15 protein-coding genes and 1 pseudogene are annotated in these 15,802 nt (G+C 72.6%); 8 read left to right on the top strand and 8 right to left on the bottom strand.

Annotation, left to right across the window (positions count from 1 at the left end):
• Positions 1–73 precede the first annotated feature (73 nt).
• Positions 74–864 (top strand): annotated as a pseudogene (locus tag DJ476_RS27790) (enoyl-CoA hydratase/isomerase family protein).
• Between the two features lie 45 nt (positions 865–909).
• Here the strand turns inward: DJ476_RS27790 and DJ476_RS27795 are convergent.
• Positions 910–1,794, bottom strand: coding sequence for a hypothetical protein (locus tag DJ476_RS27795; protein WP_103418780.1), 885 nt, complete (start codon positions 1,792–1,794; stop codon positions 910–912).
• 94 nt (positions 1,795–1,888) lie between these two features.
• Between DJ476_RS27795 and DJ476_RS27800 the strand changes: the two genes are divergently transcribed.
• Genes DJ476_RS27800 through amaP form a run of 5 tightly spaced genes read left to right on the top strand, consistent with a single transcriptional unit; the run spans position 1,889 to position 4,256 of the window.
• Positions 1,889–2,374 (top strand): Asp23/Gls24 family envelope stress response protein, encoded by a 486-nt coding sequence (locus DJ476_RS27800; RefSeq protein WP_103418781.1) that lies wholly within the window; start codon positions 1,889–1,891, stop codon positions 2,372–2,374.
• 40 nt (positions 2,375–2,414) lie between these two features.
• A complete protein-coding gene (locus DJ476_RS27805) occupies positions 2,415–2,606 on the top strand; it encodes a hypothetical protein (protein ID WP_018488194.1) in 192 nt (63 codons plus the stop codon).
• Positions 2,603–2,953, top strand: coding sequence for an Asp23/Gls24 family envelope stress response protein (locus tag DJ476_RS27810; RefSeq protein WP_070203797.1), 351 nt, complete (start codon positions 2,603–2,605; stop codon positions 2,951–2,953). Before DJ476_RS27805 ends, DJ476_RS27810 begins: the two co-directional genes overlap by 4 nt.
• Entirely contained in the window at positions 2,950–3,672 is a 723-nt protein-coding gene (locus DJ476_RS27815) for a DUF6286 domain-containing protein (RefSeq protein ID WP_103418782.1), read from the top strand. The genes DJ476_RS27810 and DJ476_RS27815 overlap by 4 nt, the downstream gene beginning before the upstream one ends.
• Positions 3,669–4,256, top strand: a complete 588-nt coding sequence (amaP, locus tag DJ476_RS27820) for an alkaline shock response membrane anchor protein AmaP (protein WP_112491809.1) — start codon at positions 3,669–3,671, stop codon at positions 4,254–4,256. Before DJ476_RS27815 ends, amaP begins: the two co-directional genes overlap by 4 nt.
• A gap of 104 nt (positions 4,257–4,360) precedes the next feature.
• On the opposite strand, the gene DJ476_RS27825 is transcribed toward amaP, so the two are convergent.
• From DJ476_RS27825 to DJ476_RS27850, 6 genes are all read right to left on the bottom strand, one after another.
• Entirely contained in the window at positions 4,361–5,116 is a 756-nt protein-coding gene (locus tag DJ476_RS27825) for an SDR family oxidoreductase (RefSeq protein WP_070201484.1), read from the bottom strand.
• Between the two features lie 4 nt (positions 5,117–5,120).
• Positions 5,121–6,914 carry a glycoside hydrolase family 15 protein gene (locus DJ476_RS27830; RefSeq protein ID WP_112491810.1) on the bottom strand — a complete coding sequence of 598 codons (1,794 nt, stop codon included), beginning with the start codon at positions 6,912–6,914 and terminating at the stop codon, positions 5,121–5,123.
• Between the two features lie 93 nt (positions 6,915–7,007).
• On the bottom strand, positions 7,008–7,814 hold the full coding sequence (locus DJ476_RS27835; protein ID WP_112491811.1) for an SURF1 family cytochrome oxidase biogenesis protein: 807 nt from the start codon (positions 7,812–7,814) through the stop codon (positions 7,008–7,010).
• 79 nt (positions 7,815–7,893) lie between these two features.
• Positions 7,894–8,127 (bottom strand): hypothetical protein, encoded by a 234-nt coding sequence (locus DJ476_RS27840; RefSeq protein ID WP_078507646.1) that lies wholly within the window; start codon positions 8,125–8,127, stop codon positions 7,894–7,896.
• 63 nt (positions 8,128–8,190) lie between these two features.
• Complete coding sequence (locus DJ476_RS27845) at positions 8,191–9,222, bottom strand: DEDDh family exonuclease (RefSeq protein WP_103418787.1); 1,032 nt, start codon at positions 9,220–9,222, stop codon at positions 8,191–8,193.
• A gap of 54 nt (positions 9,223–9,276) precedes the next feature.
• Positions 9,277–12,369: an NACHT domain-containing protein gene (locus tag DJ476_RS27850; RefSeq protein ID WP_208853537.1), complete on the bottom strand. Its 3,093-nt coding sequence runs from the start codon at positions 12,367–12,369 to the stop codon at positions 9,277–9,279.
• A 150-nt stretch (positions 12,370–12,519) separates the two neighbouring features.
• Here DJ476_RS27850 and DJ476_RS27855 point away from each other — a divergent pair, with 150 nt between their 5' ends.
• Both DJ476_RS27855 and DJ476_RS27860 read left to right on the top strand, forming a co-directional pair.
• Positions 12,520–13,491 (top strand): sterol desaturase family protein, encoded by a 972-nt coding sequence (locus tag DJ476_RS27855; protein WP_112491813.1) that lies wholly within the window; start codon positions 12,520–12,522, stop codon positions 13,489–13,491.
• Positions 13,488–14,171 (top strand): lysoplasmalogenase, encoded by a 684-nt coding sequence (locus DJ476_RS27860; RefSeq protein WP_112491814.1) that lies wholly within the window; start codon positions 13,488–13,490, stop codon positions 14,169–14,171. Before DJ476_RS27855 ends, DJ476_RS27860 begins: the two co-directional genes overlap by 4 nt.
• An 81-nt stretch (positions 14,172–14,252) precedes the next feature.
• Here DJ476_RS27860 and DJ476_RS27865 read toward each other — a convergent pair whose 3' ends face one another.
• Positions 14,253–15,791: a S8 family peptidase gene (locus DJ476_RS27865; RefSeq protein ID WP_103418791.1), complete on the bottom strand. Its 1,539-nt coding sequence runs from the start codon at positions 15,789–15,791 to the stop codon at positions 14,253–14,255.
• Positions 15,792–15,802 lie beyond the last annotated feature (11 nt).

Raw genomic sequence — 15,802 nt, forward strand, 5'->3', positions numbered from 1 at the left:
AAGGTCGTCCGGGTGGTTACTGTTCAGTCACTTCATTCCCGAGTGCTGACTGCACCCGATCCGGAGGTGCCCCATGACCTCGCTCGACCCTGTGCTCGACAAGGACGGCGTACGGCTCACCGTCGAAGACGCGGTCGCCACGGTGACGCTCACCAACCCGGCCAAGCGCAACGCCCAGTCTCCCGCTCTCTGGCGGGCGTTGACCGAGGCCGGACGGGTGCTGCCCGGCGATGTCCGTGTCGTGGTGCTCCGTGGCGAGGGCAAGTCCTTCTCCGCGGGACTCGACCGGCAGGCGTTCACCCCGAGGGGTTCGACGGCGAGCCGTCCTTCCTCGACATGGCGCGCGGCCCGGAGGCCGAACTCGACGCGACCATCGCCGAGTACCAGGAGGCGTTCACCTGGTGGCGCCGCAATGACCTGGTGTCGATCGCGACCGTCCAGGGCCACGCCATCGGCGCCGGCTTCCAGCTCGCCCTCGCCTGCGATCTGCGGATCGTCGCCGAGGACGTGCAGTTCGCCATGCGCGAGACCAGCCTCGGTCTGGTCCCCGACCTCACGGGCACCCACCCCCTCGTGAACCTCGTGGGGTACGCCCGCGCGCTCGAGATCTGCGCCACCGGGCGGTTCGTGCACGCCGAGGAGGCCGAGCGCACCGGCCTCGCCAACCTCGTCGTCCCCGCCGACCAGCTCGACGGGGCTGCCCGCGACCTGGCCGCCGCACTGCTCGCCGCCCCGCGCGACGCGGTCGTGGAGACCAAGGCGCTCTTGAGCGGTACCGTCTCCCGTACGTACGAGGAGCAGCGGGTCGCCGAGCGCGCCGCACAGGGCCGCAGGCTGCGGGACCTGGCGGGCATCACCGACTGATACCCGGCCGGACCGGCCCGGCTGGATCGGGCGGGGCCCCGGGGGCTACCGGGCGCGCCCGGTAGGCGGCTCCACCACGTCCGTGACCAGCACCGACACCGGCAGCCGGTCCGTCGTGGCCGCCGACACCGCCGTACGCACCGACCGGGCCACGTCGAGGGCCCGGTGGTCCCCCGCCGTCGCCACCTCGACCCGGATGTGGTCGGTGGCGGTGTGCACCGGGCTGCCCAGGGTCCGGGTCAGCGAGACGACCCCGGGCACCCCGGCGGCGGCCTCCGCCACCGGACCCTCCGCCCGCGCGGCAGCGGGGGACGCGGCGGAGGGGGCCATCACCTGATCGGGCGCATCGCCGCCATCGGATGCCCCGCCGCCATCGGATGGCCCTCCGTCAGGGGATGCCTCGCCGTCGCCGGATGCCCCACCGTCACCGTGTGTGTCGTCCCCGGCCGATGCTCCGTCCTCCAGCAGTGCCGTCACCCGCAGGTCCACCTCCGCGACCTCCAGGCCGAGCCGGGCGGCGGCCGCCGCGACGAGCGCCGCGCGCAGGGTGGCCGCCGTCCCCGGCAGCGGGCGGTCCGCCGCCGCCCGGAACTCCGCCTCGATCCTCAGCGGCCCGGGCGGCAGCGCGCCCGGCGGCGGCACGGGCCCGGGCGCGGCCCCGGACGCGGGGGGAGAGGAGAGCGGGGACGTGGGCTCAGGCGTGGTCATGTCTTTCCTATCGGCGGCTCCCCGGGACAGCCCGATCCTCAGCGTCCCGAGCACCGCGCCCGGAACGACCGCCTCCGCGCGCAGCACCGAGGCCGCCGCCGTCTCCGCGATCCAGACGCCGTCCGTGGCACCGCCCAGGGGGAGCAGCCGGCCGAGGCCCAGCCGTTGCCGTACCGCAGCTGTCCATCCGTCGGCCCTCCGCGGGCTCAGCTCCGTCGTCATCCCCCCACCCTGCCGTATCCACGGCGCGGGACCGGGCAAGCGCACTTAACGTGGGCAAGGAAGTCCCAACCCTGTCCCGAAGGGAAGAGTGGCGATGAGCGAGAACTCCCAGCGCAACGGCCCCGACAGCGGTCCCGGCGACAGCCGGGGCAAGTCCCCCCTGAACAAGCGCGGTGGCGGTGATCCCGGCACCCGGGGCCGCACCACCATCGCGGACGGCGTGGTCGAGAAGATCGCCGGAATGGCCGCACGCGATGTGGTCGGCGTCCATGCGATGGGCAGCGGCCTGTCCCGGACCTTCGGCGCGGTCCGCGACCGGGTCCCCGGCGGCGGCAAGTCCGTCACCCGAGGCGTGAAGGCCGAAGTCGGTGAGTCCCAGGCGGCCCTGGACCTGGAGATCGTCGTCGACTACGGGGTGGCCATCTCCGACGTCGCCCGTGACGTGCGCGAGAACGTCGTCTCGGCGGTCGAGCGCATGACCGGACTCGAAGTCGTCGAGGTCAACATCGCGGTCAGCGACGTCAAGCTGCCCGACGAGGACGACGACGATGACGACGAGGGCCAGCAGCGCGTCCAGTGATCCCCGGGTTCCGTACAGCAGTTGAGGAAGAGGAGAGACGATGAGCATGGCTGCGGCCGGCCTGCTGGCCGGCATGGCGCTCGGATTCGCCGGATATTTCGGCGGGTTCGGAGCGTTCGTCCTGGTGGCCGCCCTGGGGGCGATCGGCTTCATCGCCGGCCGCTTCCTCGACGGTGACCTGGAACCCGGCGACTTCTTCCGGAGTCGCGAGCGCGGCGACCGGCGACGGTGACGGCGGTGACCGGGCAGGTCGCCGCCGCCGAGCGGGGCGAGACCCGGATCGCCGACCGGGTCGTCGCCAAGATCGCCGCGCAGGCGGCGAAGGAAGCCGTCGACGAACCCCCCGAGGACGGAGCCTCCCCGCGCGCCACGGTCACCGTCCACCGTGACGCCGCCCGGGTCCGGGTCAGCCTGGAGCTGCGCTACCCCTGCGACATCGGCCGCCAGTGCGGTGCCGTACGGAGCCGGGTCGCCCAGCGGGTCAAGTCGCTGGCCGGGATGGACGTGCCGGAAGTGGCCGTCCAGGTCGAACGGCTGCACACGGCGGGAGCCGGTGGCGGACAGGGGAGGATCCGATGACGACGGACCCGACCGACCCCACGACCCCGGTGGCCCCCGACGACCCCAGGGGCTCCACCGGTTCCACCCGGCGTATGCCCACGGTGGACCGGGCCGGTGGCGCCCCGGGCCCGCCCGACCCCGGCGCGCCCCCGTCCCACGAGCCGGTCCCCACCCTCGATCAGGGCGGCGGCGGCCGGGCCCGCCGCTTCTGGTCCGCCCGCCGGGTCCCGGCTGCCCTGCTGGCCCTGGTGCTCCTGGGCGCGGCCGGGCTGCTGCTCTACGACATCGCCGCCGTACGGGCCGGTCACCCGGCCATGCAGTGGCGACGCTCCCTGGCGGACGGCCTGGCGGAACGGCAGCTCGACGATGTCGCCGTGCTCGTCGGCGCGGGCGTCGCCGCGGCCATCGGCCTCTGGCTCCTCCTGCTCGCCCTCACCCCCGGGCTGCGCGATCTGCTGCCGATGCGCCGTGACCGTACCGAGGTCCGGGCCGGACTCGACCGCACCGCCGCCGCGCTGGTCCTGCGGGACCGGGCCGTGGAGGTGCCCGGCGTGCAGTCCGTCCGGGTCCGGATGGGGCGGCGCAAGGCGAAGGTGCGGGCCCTCTCGCACTTCCGGGGGATCGACGACGTACGCACCGACCTGGAGACCGTGCTGGCCAGGGCCGTCGGGGAGCTGGGCCTGGCGAAGCCGCCCGGCCTCTCCGTCCGGGTCGACCGGCCGGAGAGGAAGGGATGAGCGGCATGCGCCCCACCGTCAACCGGATCCTGCTGGCCCTCGCCGGACTCGTCCTGATCGTCGTGGGCGGCGCGGTCCTCGCGGCGGGCCTCGGCGCCGCCGTACCGTCCTGGTGGCCCTGGGACGGCAGGACCGACGTACTGCTCAGCGCCGCCGACCGGGGCCGCTGGCGCGACGAGGGCTGGTGGTGGCCGACCGTGATCGCGGTCCTCGCCGCGCTGGTCGTCCTCGCCCTGTGGTGGTTCCTCGCCCAGCTCCGGCGCGGCCGCCTCGCCGAGGTGCTGGTCGACAGCGGCGACGGCGAGGGCGCCCAGGTTCGCGGCCGGGCGCTGGAGGGCGTCCTCGCCGAGGAGGCGGGTGAGGTGGACGGGGTGGCCCGCGCCCAGGCGGCCCTGACCGGCCGCCGGACCGCGCCCCGCGCCCGCGTCCGCCTCCTGATGGAGCCGCACGCCGCCCCCGCCCGGGCCCTCAACGCGGTGGCCGACGGCGCGCTGGCCCACGCCCGCGAGTCGGCGGGCCTGGACGAACTCCCGGCCGAGGTCCGGCTGAAGGCCGTCAAACACCGTGCGGAACGGGTGTCCTGACGGCCGGTCGGCTTACGGGGCCGGACCCGTTTCCGTACGCGTACGGGGGCGGGCCCGTTCCCGTACGCCCACGCATGAACGCCTCCTGGACGGGCGGCGCCCCCTCAGAACCCGTGCCGGGCCCCGCCGTCCACCGGCACCATGATCCCCGTCAGATACGAGGCGGCGGGGGAGAGCAGGAAGGCCGCGGTCTTCCCGAACTCCTCCGGTGTCCCGTACCGGCGCAGCGGGATGCGGGCCTCGTTGGCCGTACGAGCGGCATCGGCGTCGCCCGAGAGCGCGTCCAGTTCGCGGACCCGGTCGGTGTCGATCCGGGCGGGCAGCACGCCCACGACCCGGATGCCCCGCGGTCCCAGCTCGTCGGAGAGCGACTTGGCGAAACCGGCGAGACCGGGGCGCAGCCCGTTGGAGATGGTCAGTCCGGCGATCGGCTCGTGCACCGAACCGGAGAGCACGAAGCCGATGACCCCGCCCTCGCCCAGCGCGGCGGCCGCCGTCCTGGCCAGCCGGACCGCCCCGAGGAACACCGTCTCGAAGGCCGTCTGCCACTGGTCGTCGGTGTTGTCCGCGACGAAGCCGGGCGCGGGCCCGCCGACGCTGACGAGAATGCCGTCGAGCCGCCCGAAACGCTCCCGCGCCGTGTCCACCAGCCGCTGGGCGGCGCTCGGGTCGGCGTTGTCGGCGGCGACCCCGACGGCGTCCGGGCCCAGTTCGGCGGCGGCCTCCTCGACGCTCTTCGCGTCCCGGCCGGTGATGATCACCTTCGCGCCGTCGGCGGCCAGCTCCCGTGCCGTGGCGTTGCCCAGGCCCCGGGTCGCGCCGGTGACGATGTACACGCGGTCCTTCAGTCCAAGATCCATGGCCCTATCCTGCCGGGTCCTCCCCGGCCAGGTCGACCGCGGAGTTGACCAGTCCGATATGGCTGAACGCCTGCGGGAAGTTGCCCAGCTGCCGCCCGGTCGTGACGTCGTACTCCTCGGCCAGCAGCCCCATGTCGTTGCGCAGCTCCAGCAGATGCTCGAACAGCTCCCGCGCCTCCTCCGGCCTGCCGATCCGCTGCAACGCGTCCACCAGCCAGAACGAGCAGGCCAGGAACGCCCCCTCGTCGCCGGGCAGTCCGTCGACGGAGGCGCCCTCGGTGCTGTAGCGGCGGACCAGCCCGTCGCTGCCCAGCTCGGCGCGGACCGCGTCGACCGTGCCGATGACCCGGGGGTCGTCCGGCGGCAGGAACCCGGTCCGCACGATCAGCAGCGTCGAGGCGTCCAGCTCCCGTGACCCGTAGGACTGGGTGAAGGTGTTCCGGTGGGGGTCGTACCCCTTCTCGCACACCTCGGCGTGGACGGCGTCCCGCATCGCCCGCCAGCGGTCCGCGTCCCCGGGCAGCTCCGGGTTCTCCTCCAGCGAGCGGACCGCCCGGTCGGCGGCGACCCAGGCCATCACCTTGGAGTGGACGAAGTGGCGGCGCGCGCCCCGGATCTCCCACAGCCCCTCGTCCGGCTCGCGCCACGACGACTCCAGGAAGCCGAGCAGACTGAGCTGGAGGTTCCAGGCGTGCGGCTTGTCGTCCAGACCGGCGACCCTGGCGAGCCGGAGCGCGTCGATGACCTCGCCGTACACATCCAGCTGACGCTGGCGGACGGCCGCGTTCCCGATCCGTACCGGGCGGGAGTTCTCGTATCCGGCGAGCCAGGGCAGCTCCGACTCCGGCAGCCGGCGCTCGCCCGCGAGGCCGTACATGATCTGGAGGTCGGCCGGGTCCCCGGCGACGGCCCGCAGCAGCCAGTCCCGCCAGGCCTCCGCCTCCTCCAGATACCCGGCCGAGACCATCGCCCCGAGGGTGAGCGTGGCGTCCCGCAGCCAGCAGAAGCGGTAGTCCCAGTTCCGTACGCCTCCGATCTCCTCCGGCAGCGAGGTGGTCGGGGCCGCCACGATGCCGCCGGTCGGGGCGTACGTCAGCGCCTTGAGCGTGATGAGCGACCGGAGCACGGCCTCGCGGTACGGCCCCTCGTACGTACACTGCTCGGTCCACTTCGCCCAGTCGTGCAGCGTGTGCTTGAGCGCCTTGTGCGGGTCGATCAGCTTGGGGCGCGGCGAGTGCGAGGGGTGCCAGGTCAGCACGAACGCCACGCTCTCGCCCTCCGCGACGGTGAACGAGGAGCAGGTGCTGAACTGCTGGCCCCACGTCTTGACCGGCGGCTCGCTGCGCAGCCATACGGAGTCGGGCCCCGCGACCGCGACCCGGTGGTCGTGCGACTTGCGCACCCAGGGCACGACGGAGCCGAAGTCGAAGCGCAGCCGCAGCACGGAGCTCATGTCGACGCTGCCGCTGACGCCCTCCACGATCCGCATCACATCGGGCGACTTGTCGCGCTGCGGCATGAAGTCGATGACCTTGACCGTGCCGGTCCGGGTCTCCCAGTACGTCTCCAGGACCAGCGAATCACCCGCGTAGCCGCGCCGGGTGCAGGTGTCGGAGGGACCGGCGCCCTGCGGGGCGATGCGCCAGTGGCCGTTCTCCTCGGTGCCGAGCAGGGCCGCGAAACAGGCGCCGGAGTCGAAGCGGGGCAGGCAGAGCCAGTCGATCGAACCGTTCCTGCCGACGAGCGCGGCGGTCTGGAGATCGCCGATCAGGGCGTAGTCCTCGATGCGTGGGGTCACGCTCTGGCGTTTTCCCGAACCGGACCCTCGTCAACCAGCCGACCGGTGTGCCGGACCTCTCAGGACCTGCCGGGAACCGAGGGGCGGACGGGCTCAGGCGCTCGCGGGGGCGGGCTGCTGGGTGTCCTCCACGGCCTGCTCGCCCTTCGCGGCGGCCTCCTCGCGGTCCCGCTTCTCCCGCCGTACGAGGATGATCCAGCCGACCGGGACGGCGGCGACGAACAGCCACCACTGGACCGCGTACGCCATATGGGCGCCGATCGAGCTGTCGTCGGGGTCCGGGATCTGCTCGGGCAGCCCGCCCGACGGCTCGGGGGAGGTCTGCTCGATGTACCCGCCGAGGACCTCACGGGAGAGCAGCTGCGCCTGCTGCTCGCTGTTGATCAGCATGACCTGCCGGTCCGGCAGCCCCGCCAGATCCTTGATCCCGCTGCTGCCGGTCGTCTCGTCCGCCTTGAGCCGCCCGGTGACGGTCACTTCGCCCCGGGGTGCGGGCGGCACGTCCGGGAACGCCGTCTGGTTGGGGGCGGCGGGGACCCAGCCCCGGTTGACGAGAACGGTGCCGCCGCCCTTGAGGTCCAGCGGGGTCAGCACATGCACGCCGACCTTGTCGTCCGCCGAGGTCCGCCGACGGACCACCACCTCGTGCTCGGTGTCGAACGTGCCCGTCGCGGTCACCGCCCGCCAGTAGTCGGAGCGCGGGACGGTGTGCCCGGGGGAGGTGAGATCGGTGACCGGGGCCGGGGCGGCCTCCAGGTTCCGCGAGATCAGCTCGTTCTGCGCGACCCGCCGCTCGTGGCGGTGGAACTGCCAGAACCCCAGCTCGACCATCGTCGGCATCAGGACGAGCGCGAGAAGGGTGAGGAGAACCCACTGCCGGGTCAACAGGAAGCGGTACACCCCATGACCGTACAACCGGGGTCATGGGGTGCGGCACTCAGGGGGTGTGGTCGGGGCTGCCCGACGATGAGTGGTTCCGTCACACTTTGTCCACGATGCCCGCCTTCCCCTCGGCGCGGGCGCAGTGGGCGCCGCAGTACCACTGCCCGTCGGCCTCGACGCCCTGCCCGATCACCTGGACCCGGCAGTGCTCGCAGATCGGGGCCATACGGTGGATGGCGCAGGCGAAGCAGTCGAAGACGTGCACCGCACCTTGTGCGTGCACCTCGAAGGACATGCCGTAGTCGTTTCCGCAAACCTCACAACGTGCCATGCGCCACAGGGTGGGACGCCCGGCGGCGACGGGCGAGCGGGCACGGGGCGAGTCGCGCCCGGTTCACTCCGATGACGGGGTGGCCTCCGACGGTGGCGGGGTGGCCTGCCGGGGCAGCACGGTCCCGTCGGCCGGGGCCACATCGCGCAGCAGATGGGTGAAGGCGCTCTCGTCCACGATCGGCGTGCCGAACGACTTCGCCTTCTGCGTCTTGGAGGTGGCCGAGTCCGGATCGTTGGTCACCAGCAGACTGGTCAGCCGCGACACGCTGGTCGCCACATGCAGCCCCGCCTCCACGGCCCGGTCCTCCAGCAGCTCCCGGTCGACCGAGGTGTCCCCGGAGAACGCCACCCGCATCCCCTGTTTGAGCGGCTTCTCCTTCTCGTACCGTCCCGGATTCGGATACGGGCAGGCCGGGCGCTTCCGCGAGGGCCGCCAGCTGTTCGGCTGCCGCGCCGGGCGGTATCCGACGCGCGGGGTGACGGGGGAGTCGGACCACTCGGTCAGCGGCAGGCACTCCAGCAACGGCAGCCGCACCCCGCCCCGCGCCGCCGCGTGCAGACTCGGCCGGAACGCCTCGGCCAGCACCCGGGCGTCGTCCAGCGCGTGGTGCGCGTGCTGCTGCACGACGCCGAAGTGGGCGGCGAGCGAGGCCAGCTTGTGGTTGGGCAGCGGCAGCCGCAGCTCCTTGGCGAGCGCGATCGTGCAGAGCCGCTGCTCGACCGGGGCGACGACCGACGCCCGGGCGTACTCCCGGGCGATCATCGACCAGTCGAACGCCGCGTTGTGCGCGACGAGCACCCGGTCCGCGAGCCGCGCCGACAGCTCCCCGGCCACCTCGGGGAAGAGCGGCGCGCCTTCCAGCACATCGCTCGTCAGCCCGTGGATCCAGACGGGACCGGGGTCCCGCTCGGGGTTCACCAGCGTGTACCAGTGGTCCTCGACATTGCCCAGGGCGTCCAGCCGGTAGACGGCGGCGGAGATGATCCGGTCGTCCCGGGCGAGGCCGGTGGTCTCCACGTCGACGACCGCGTACCCCTGGGGGTAGGCGGTCGGCCACGGTGCGGCTGTCTGACGGTCGTCGAGCATGGTCACAGAGAATACGGGCCGCGACTGACAGTGCCCTACTCGGTGGGCCTGGGGGGTGGGTCAGGGGAGGCGGATGATGCGGTCGGGCGGGAAGAGTTCGGTGCCTGTGGCGTGGGTGTCGTGGGCCAGTTGGACCGTCAGGTTCTCGCAGGCGGCGAGGGGAGTGAGGTCGTAGGTGCCTTCTCCATGGAGGACGAGTGTGGTGAGCGACGGGAGATCGGCGAGGGGCGCGAGGACGTGGGCCTTACCGATCGGGTACAGAAGGAGTTCACGCAGCGAGGTGAGGGGGCCTGCGAGACGGAGGTCCAGGTCGGACTCGCGGAGCAGGTGAAGACGCTCGAGACCGTGGAGTGAGGGCATCCGGGTGAGCTGCTGATAGTGGGCCCTGGTGTAGAGGGACAGCGACTTCAGCCCTGTCCAACGGTCCAGACCCTCCAGGTTCAGGTAGCGCGTCTCGCTCAGCAGGTCGAGGCCGGTCAGCTGATCGCATACGGGCAGCTCGCCGATGCTCCCGACCCGGAAGGGATGGCCGAGCACGAGGTGACGGAGGTCGGACATCTCGGTGAGCGGTGCGGGGTCGAGCGCGGGATGGAGCCGGACGAGCGAGAGCCATTCGACCCCGGTACGCCTCAGCGGTTCCAGATCCCAGACGCGCGGGCAGTGGCTGAGCCCCAGTTCGCGGAGGCGTGGCATCGCTACGAGCGGCCCGATGTCGTTCAGGTGCCCGTTCTCCCACAGGAAGAGTCGTTCCAGGCTCGGTCGGGAGAGCACCTGGGACAGATCTTGGTGCTCACCTGCCAAGTTCAGACGGCTCATGCGCGGAATGCGGTGCAACGATGCGAGCTGAGCATCGGACTTCACGTAGACGTAGGTGTCGTCCCAGGGCCGGGCCGCCATCACCTCGCGTGCGTAGAGGTCCGGGTCGAATGCATTCCAAGCCAGAGAGACGGCATCTGCCACCTGACGCCGCTCGTCGTCACGGAACTGCTTGATCAGCTCGTACGCCGCGTCTCCGCCGACGGCCTCTGCAGTTCGCACAGTTGACGCGGCCTCCCGCTCCGTCAACTCCTCCACCATCGCCGCCAGCAGCTCCACCGCCAGATCGCCCACCTTGGCCAGCTCGTCGACGGACTCCTGGCTCTCCGGCGGCAACAGCCCCGTCGTCCGCCCCTCCACCTCCTCCCGCACCCCAGGATCCAGCTCCGGCGCATGGGCCAGGCTCCCCGCCGCCAGCAGCACCAGCCGGTGTCCGTGCTCCGGCTCCGCGTCCGCCCGCTTCAGCAACCCCCGCAACAGCACTGCCCGCTCGTCCGGCCGGGCGTGCCCTACCGCCATCTGCACCACGTCGTCCCACTGGTCCTCGTGGGCATGGCGGACCAGGACGCCGAAGTCGCGGGCCTCCACCGCCGCCTTCGCGCCCAGGTGGTCCTGGAACGTGCGGTGGACGAACCCCACCGAGCCCGGGGCCGGTTCGCGGAGGAGGCCGCTGCGGTTGAGGAGGTGGGTGAAGACCTGGTCGGGGGTGCCCCGGACCTGGGACATGGACCGCAGCCAGTCGGTGAGCAGGCCCACTGTCTCCTCCTGCCGCGCCTCGACCAGGCCGTTGCGGATCAGCCAGTACGCCAGCCGCTGGAGCAGCGCCGTCTGCTCCTCGCGGGTCAGGTCGACGCCCTCCACCCCGACGATCTCGCGCTCGGTGTCGCGCCGGACCAGGAGCATGTCGAGCGCCGCGCCGTACAGCTCCTTTCGCGCCCGGGGCAGCTGCATCCGGCGGTCCCGGTTCAGCGCGCAGAGCAGGGCGCACATCAGCGGGTTCGTCGCGAGCAGCCCCAGGTCCCGGCGGGTGCCGACCGCACGACGGAGCGCGTTCTCGTACCGGTCCAGCTCGGCGCGCTCCTCCTCCGCCCGGCACTCCGACCTCGCCGCCCGGTGCCAGTGGCCGATGAACGCGCGTACGTCCTCCTGGCGCATCGCCAGCAGCGTGTGCGGCTCGAAGCCGGAGGCGGAGAGCCAGGTCTCGGGGACGGCGGACGGGCGGGTCGTCACCACGTACTTGGCCCGGGGATACGCGACGATCAGATCCTTCAGCCAGCGCTCCGTGCGCTTGCGCAGCCGGTCCGGCACCTCGTCGACCCCGTCCACCAGCACCAGCGCCCGGCCCTGGTGCATCAGCCGGTCCGCCCACCCCGCCGGGGCCGAGCCGTGCAGCGGGACACCGGCCGCGCGCAGGAAGTCCGCAGGGGAGGGCAGCGCATCGAGGGCCGTGAAGGCGCGGAGCCGCAGGACGAAGGGGACGCACCGGTTCCAGCCGGTCAGCTCGTCCCCGAACGACTGCCGGGCCGCGTTCAGGGCCAGCCACTGCACCAGCGTGCTCTTGCCGGAACCGGCCGGTCCGCGCAACAGGAGCCGGTCCCGCTCGCCGAGGGCCTGCTCGATCCTGACCGTGGTCCGGACCGGGTGATCCAGACCGGGCCAGTCGGCGGTCCCGTACTCGCCGCTGACCTCCAGACCGATGTACGCCGTCTCCAGCGGCCACCCGCCCGCCGACCGCCCCAGCGTCAGCCCGAACAGCTCCACCCGGCTGTTGGCCGCCGCCATGAACTCCGCGTACCGCAGCTCGAAGTCGAGATCCGCCGCGACCGGGCGCGGGCCGACCCGGTCCCGTACGTCCTCCACCAGCTCCCGCGTACGCCCCGCCGCCCGGACCTGCTCCACCGCCGCCCGCGCCGCGAACGACGGGTGGGCGGTCAGCTGCTCCACCAGATGCGCGCAGCAGCGGCCGAGGAGGTCCTCGTAAAGGTCGCGGGCGCGTGCCGAGAGTCCGGAGGCGGGGGACGACAGCTCGGCGTGCAGCCGCCCGGGGTCCAGCTCCGCCGCGAACAGCCGCCCCGTATCCAGCTTGCCCGCCGCCGCGAACGTGTCCTGTACGGAGGCGAGCGCGGCCAGCCGTTCGTGCTCGGGCAGGTCCGCGTACGCCTCGGACAGGCGGCCCGCCAGCACCTGCGCCAGCCGGTCCGGCTTCGGCGGGCGGGGGAGCGGACGGACCGGGTCCGGTACCAGGCCCGCGCCCGGCCTCGGGGTGAGCAAGGCCTTCGTCGCCGCGCCGAGCACTGTCGTGGCCAGCCGAATCAGCGCAACTTCCGTACCGGACACGTGCGTTCCTCCCCCTCGACGACGCGCGTTCCGGAAATCCTACGGCCCCGTCCATTGGCAGAAGGTGCCAAAGACTGCTGACAGCAGGTCTCGCATACTTGTGGGTAACAACCTCTAGCCCTCACCGACGGGCGGCCCTACGGTGCTCGCATGGAGCCGAACCTGCCCGATGTCGTGCTGTGGTCAATACCGGCCTTCGTGCTGCTCACCGTGATCGAGATGGTCAGCTACCGCTTCCATCCGGACGAGGACGCCGCCGGATACGACACCAAGGACGCCGCCACCAGCGTCACCATGGGGCTCGGCAGCCTCGGGTTCGACCTGCTGTGGAAGATCCCCATCCTCGCCATCTACATGGCGGTCTACGAGCTGACACCGCTGCGGGTGCCGGTCGTGTGGTGGACGGTCCTGCTGATGCTCCTCGCCCAGGACTTCTTCTACTACTGGTCCCACCGGGGCCACCACGTCATCCGGATCCTGTGGGCCTGCCATGTGGTCCACCACTCCAGCCGGAAGTTCAACCTCACCACCGCGCTCCGCCAGCCCTGGACCTCCGCCACCGTCTGGCCCTTCTACCTGCCGATGATCGCCTGCGGTGTCCACCCGGCGGCCCTCGCCTTCTGCCAGTCGGCCAACCTCGTCTACCAGTTCTGGGTCCACACCGAGCGGGTCGGCAAGCTTCCGCGCCCCTTCGAGTACGTCCTGAACACGCCGTCGCACCACCGCGTCCACCACGCCTCGCAGGGCAGCTACCTGGACCGCAACTACGGCGGGATCCTGATCATCTGGGACCGGATGTTCGGCTCCTTCGCGGCCGAGACCGAGCGGCCCGTCTACGGGCTCACCAAGAACATCTCCACCCACAACCCGCTGCGCGTGGCCACCCACGAGTACGCGGCCATCGCCCGGGACATCCGGGCCGCCGAAAGCTGGAGCGAGCGCGCCGGGCGGGTCTTCCGGGGGCCGGGCTGGCAGCCTGCGCTGAAGAAGGGGGCACCTGCATCAGGTGAAGCTCCTGGTGCCGTACGCGGCGAGGCTCCCGCGCCCGCTCCCGTACCGGTCGAAGTACCCGCACCCGCCCCCGTACCCGCTCAGGCCGCCGCCCCGGAGCCCACCCGATGAGCGCCACGGCCGCCCGTCCCACCGACCCGCGACGCGCCACCGCGCCGCGCGCCGAGCGGTTCGCGCGGCCCCTGCTCATCGCCTTCCTCCTCGCCGCCGCCGTCGACCTGGCCGGGCTCCTCGCCGGGCTCGACACCGTCCACCTGGTCGCCAAGCCGCTGCTGATGCCGCTCCTCGCCGGGTACGCGGCCGTCCGGGGCGGGCCCCGGCTGCTGATCGCGGCCCTGCTGTTCGGGTGGGGCGGGGACGTGTTCCTGCTCGCCGACAACGACCTGGCGTTCCTCCTCGGGATGGGCTCGTTCGCCGTCGGCCATGTCTGCTACCTGACGCTCTTCGGCCGGGACCGGGCCCCCGCCGCCCTGGCCACGGGGGCCGCGTACGTCCTCGTCCTCGCCGTCTTCCTCGTCCTGATCTGGTCCGACCTCCCGGCGGAGCTGCGCGTTCCGGTGGCCGGCTACAGCCTGCTGCTCACCGCGATGGCGTGGCGGGCCGGGGTCCTCGGCCGGTACGCGGCGGCCGGCGGGGCGCTCTTCCTGCTCTCCGACGCCCTCATCGCCACCGGCATCGCGGAGTGGCCCCGGCTGCCCGCCCCCGACTTCTGGGTGATGCTCACCTACATCGCCGCGCAACTCCTGCTGGCCCTCGGGGTGCTGGGGGCGGCGCGGGCCGACCGTCCGTAGGGGAGAGGAACGTACGAGCAGGGGCCCGGGGGAGATCTCCCCCGGGCCCCTGTCCATGACCGTGCCTATCGCGTCACGCGCCTACCAGCGGACCGCGTCCAGCGCGTCCACCACACCGGCCCCGTAGAAGCCGTTGTAGCTCGTGCCGCCCTCGCAGACCGCGTCGATGACCCCGTCACCGTTGTAGTCGTACGGCTCACCGCACGCCTTCGCGTCCGCCTGGAGGCCCAGCAGCACCTTCACCGCGGCCGGCGGGGCGTAGGGGTGGCGGGACTTGATGAGGGCCACGACGCCCGCGACGTGCGGGGAGGCCATCGACGTACCGGCCTTGTAGCCGAACTTGCCGCCCGGCAGCGTGGAGAGGATCAGCCCGTTGACGGCCGGCGGCTCGGGGGTCTGGTAGACCGTCGAGTCACCGCCCGGCGCCGCGACGTCGATGACGCCCTTGCCGTAGTTCGAGTACGAGGACTTGAGGCCCTTGGCGCCCGTCGCGGCGACCGTCACGACGCCCGGCAGCATGGTCGGGATGTCGGGGCAGACGCGCGGGTCGATCGTCCGGGTGACCGGCTCGGTGTCGTTCGGGCTGGTCCGGTCCTCGATCGTGCGGGCGGCCAGGTCGTGGCGGGCGTTGCCCGCGGCGGCGACGTTGACCGTGCCCTTGCGCTCGGCGTACTTGACGGCCCGGGTGAGGGACTCGACCAGGGCGCCCTGGTCCGCGTCGTTCTTGCAGGCGAACAGCCACGGGTCGGTGTAGTAGCTGTTGTTCGTCACGTCGACGCCCCGCTCGGCCGCCCACAGGAAGCCGCAGACGACGGCCTCGGTGTAGAAGAAGCCCTCGGGGGTGGAGACCTTGATGCCGGAGACCTTCACACCCGGCGCCACACCGGTCACGCCGAAGCCGTTCTTCGCCGCGGCGATGGTGCCCGCCACATGCGTGCCGTGGTCGCTCTCGCCCGCCGCCGGTCGCCAGGAGCCGGCGGTGGTGTCCGGAGCGCCCGTCACACAGTTGACGGAGGCGGCGCGGTCGAAGTTGGGCGCCAGGTCCGGGTGGGTGTCGTCGACGCCCGTGTCGATGACGGCGACCGTGACCCGCTTCGAACCCAGCGACTTCTGGTGCGCCTTGTCCGCCTTGATCGCGGGCAGCGACCACTGGAGCGGCTCCAGCGGGTCCTCGTCCGCCGTCGCGGCTGCTGCCGCGGCTGCGGCCTGGGCCTCGGTCAGCGGCTGCGCTATGGCGCCGACGTCCTTGGTGGCCTGCGGCACGATCGGGTTGGTCCTGGTCGCGCCCGCCGACGCCACTCCCCGTACGCGCCGGATCGTTTCGCCGAAGGCCGGGTTCTGCGAGTGGGCGACGATCACGCCGATCTGCTCGTACGAGATGACGACCGTGCCGCCGGCCTGCTTGACGGCCTTCTCCACCCGCTGGACGGCCGCGCGGCCGGTGCCGGTGTTGACGACGTAGCTGAGCTTCGGCCCGTCGGTCCGCGGGGTCGCGGTGGCCGGGGCGCCGGTGGGCGCCGCCGTGGCCGTCGCCGCCGGCAGGAAGCCGAGCGAGGCGACGAGTGCGAGTCCGACGGGCAGCGCCAGCGCGCGGGCCCGTCTCGATGCCAGATGAGCCATGGGTTCTCCAC

The organism is Streptomyces bacillaris (genome assembly GCF_003268675.1).
Classification (GTDB): Bacteria; Actinomycetota; Actinomycetes; order Streptomycetales; family Streptomycetaceae; genus Streptomyces; species Streptomyces bacillaris.

What these genes read in the sequence shown, in the direction of transcription:
- DJ476_RS27825 (WP_070201484.1), bottom strand. Translation starts at nt 5,116, where the DNA reads ATGGATCTTGGACTGAAGGACCGCGTGTACATCGTCACCGGCGCGACC.
- DJ476_RS27795 (WP_103418780.1), bottom strand. Translation starts at nt 1,794, where the DNA reads ATGACGACGGAGCTGAGCCCGCGGAGGGCCGACGGATGGACAGCTGCG.
- DJ476_RS27815 (WP_103418782.1), top strand. Translation starts at nt 2,950, where the DNA reads ATGACGACGGACCCGACCGACCCCACGACCCCGGTGGCCCCCGACGAC.
- DJ476_RS27800 (WP_103418781.1), top strand. Translation starts at nt 1,889, where the DNA reads ATGAGCGAGAACTCCCAGCGCAACGGCCCCGACAGCGGTCCCGGCGAC.
- DJ476_RS27840 (WP_078507646.1), bottom strand. Translation starts at nt 8,127, where the DNA reads ATGGCACGTTGTGAGGTTTGCGGAAACGACTACGGCATGTCCTTCGAG.
- DJ476_RS27805 (WP_018488194.1), top strand. Translation starts at nt 2,415, where the DNA reads ATGAGCATGGCTGCGGCCGGCCTGCTGGCCGGCATGGCGCTCGGATTC.
- amaP (WP_112491809.1), top strand. Translation starts at nt 3,669, where the DNA reads ATGAGCGGCATGCGCCCCACCGTCAACCGGATCCTGCTGGCCCTCGCC.
- DJ476_RS27855 (WP_112491813.1), top strand. Translation starts at nt 12,520, where the DNA reads ATGGAGCCGAACCTGCCCGATGTCGTGCTGTGGTCAATACCGGCCTTC.
- DJ476_RS27865 (WP_103418791.1), bottom strand. Translation starts at nt 15,791, where the DNA reads ATGGCTCATCTGGCATCGAGACGGGCCCGCGCGCTGGCGCTGCCCGTC.
- DJ476_RS27860 (WP_112491814.1), top strand. Translation starts at nt 13,488, where the DNA reads ATGAGCGCCACGGCCGCCCGTCCCACCGACCCGCGACGCGCCACCGCG.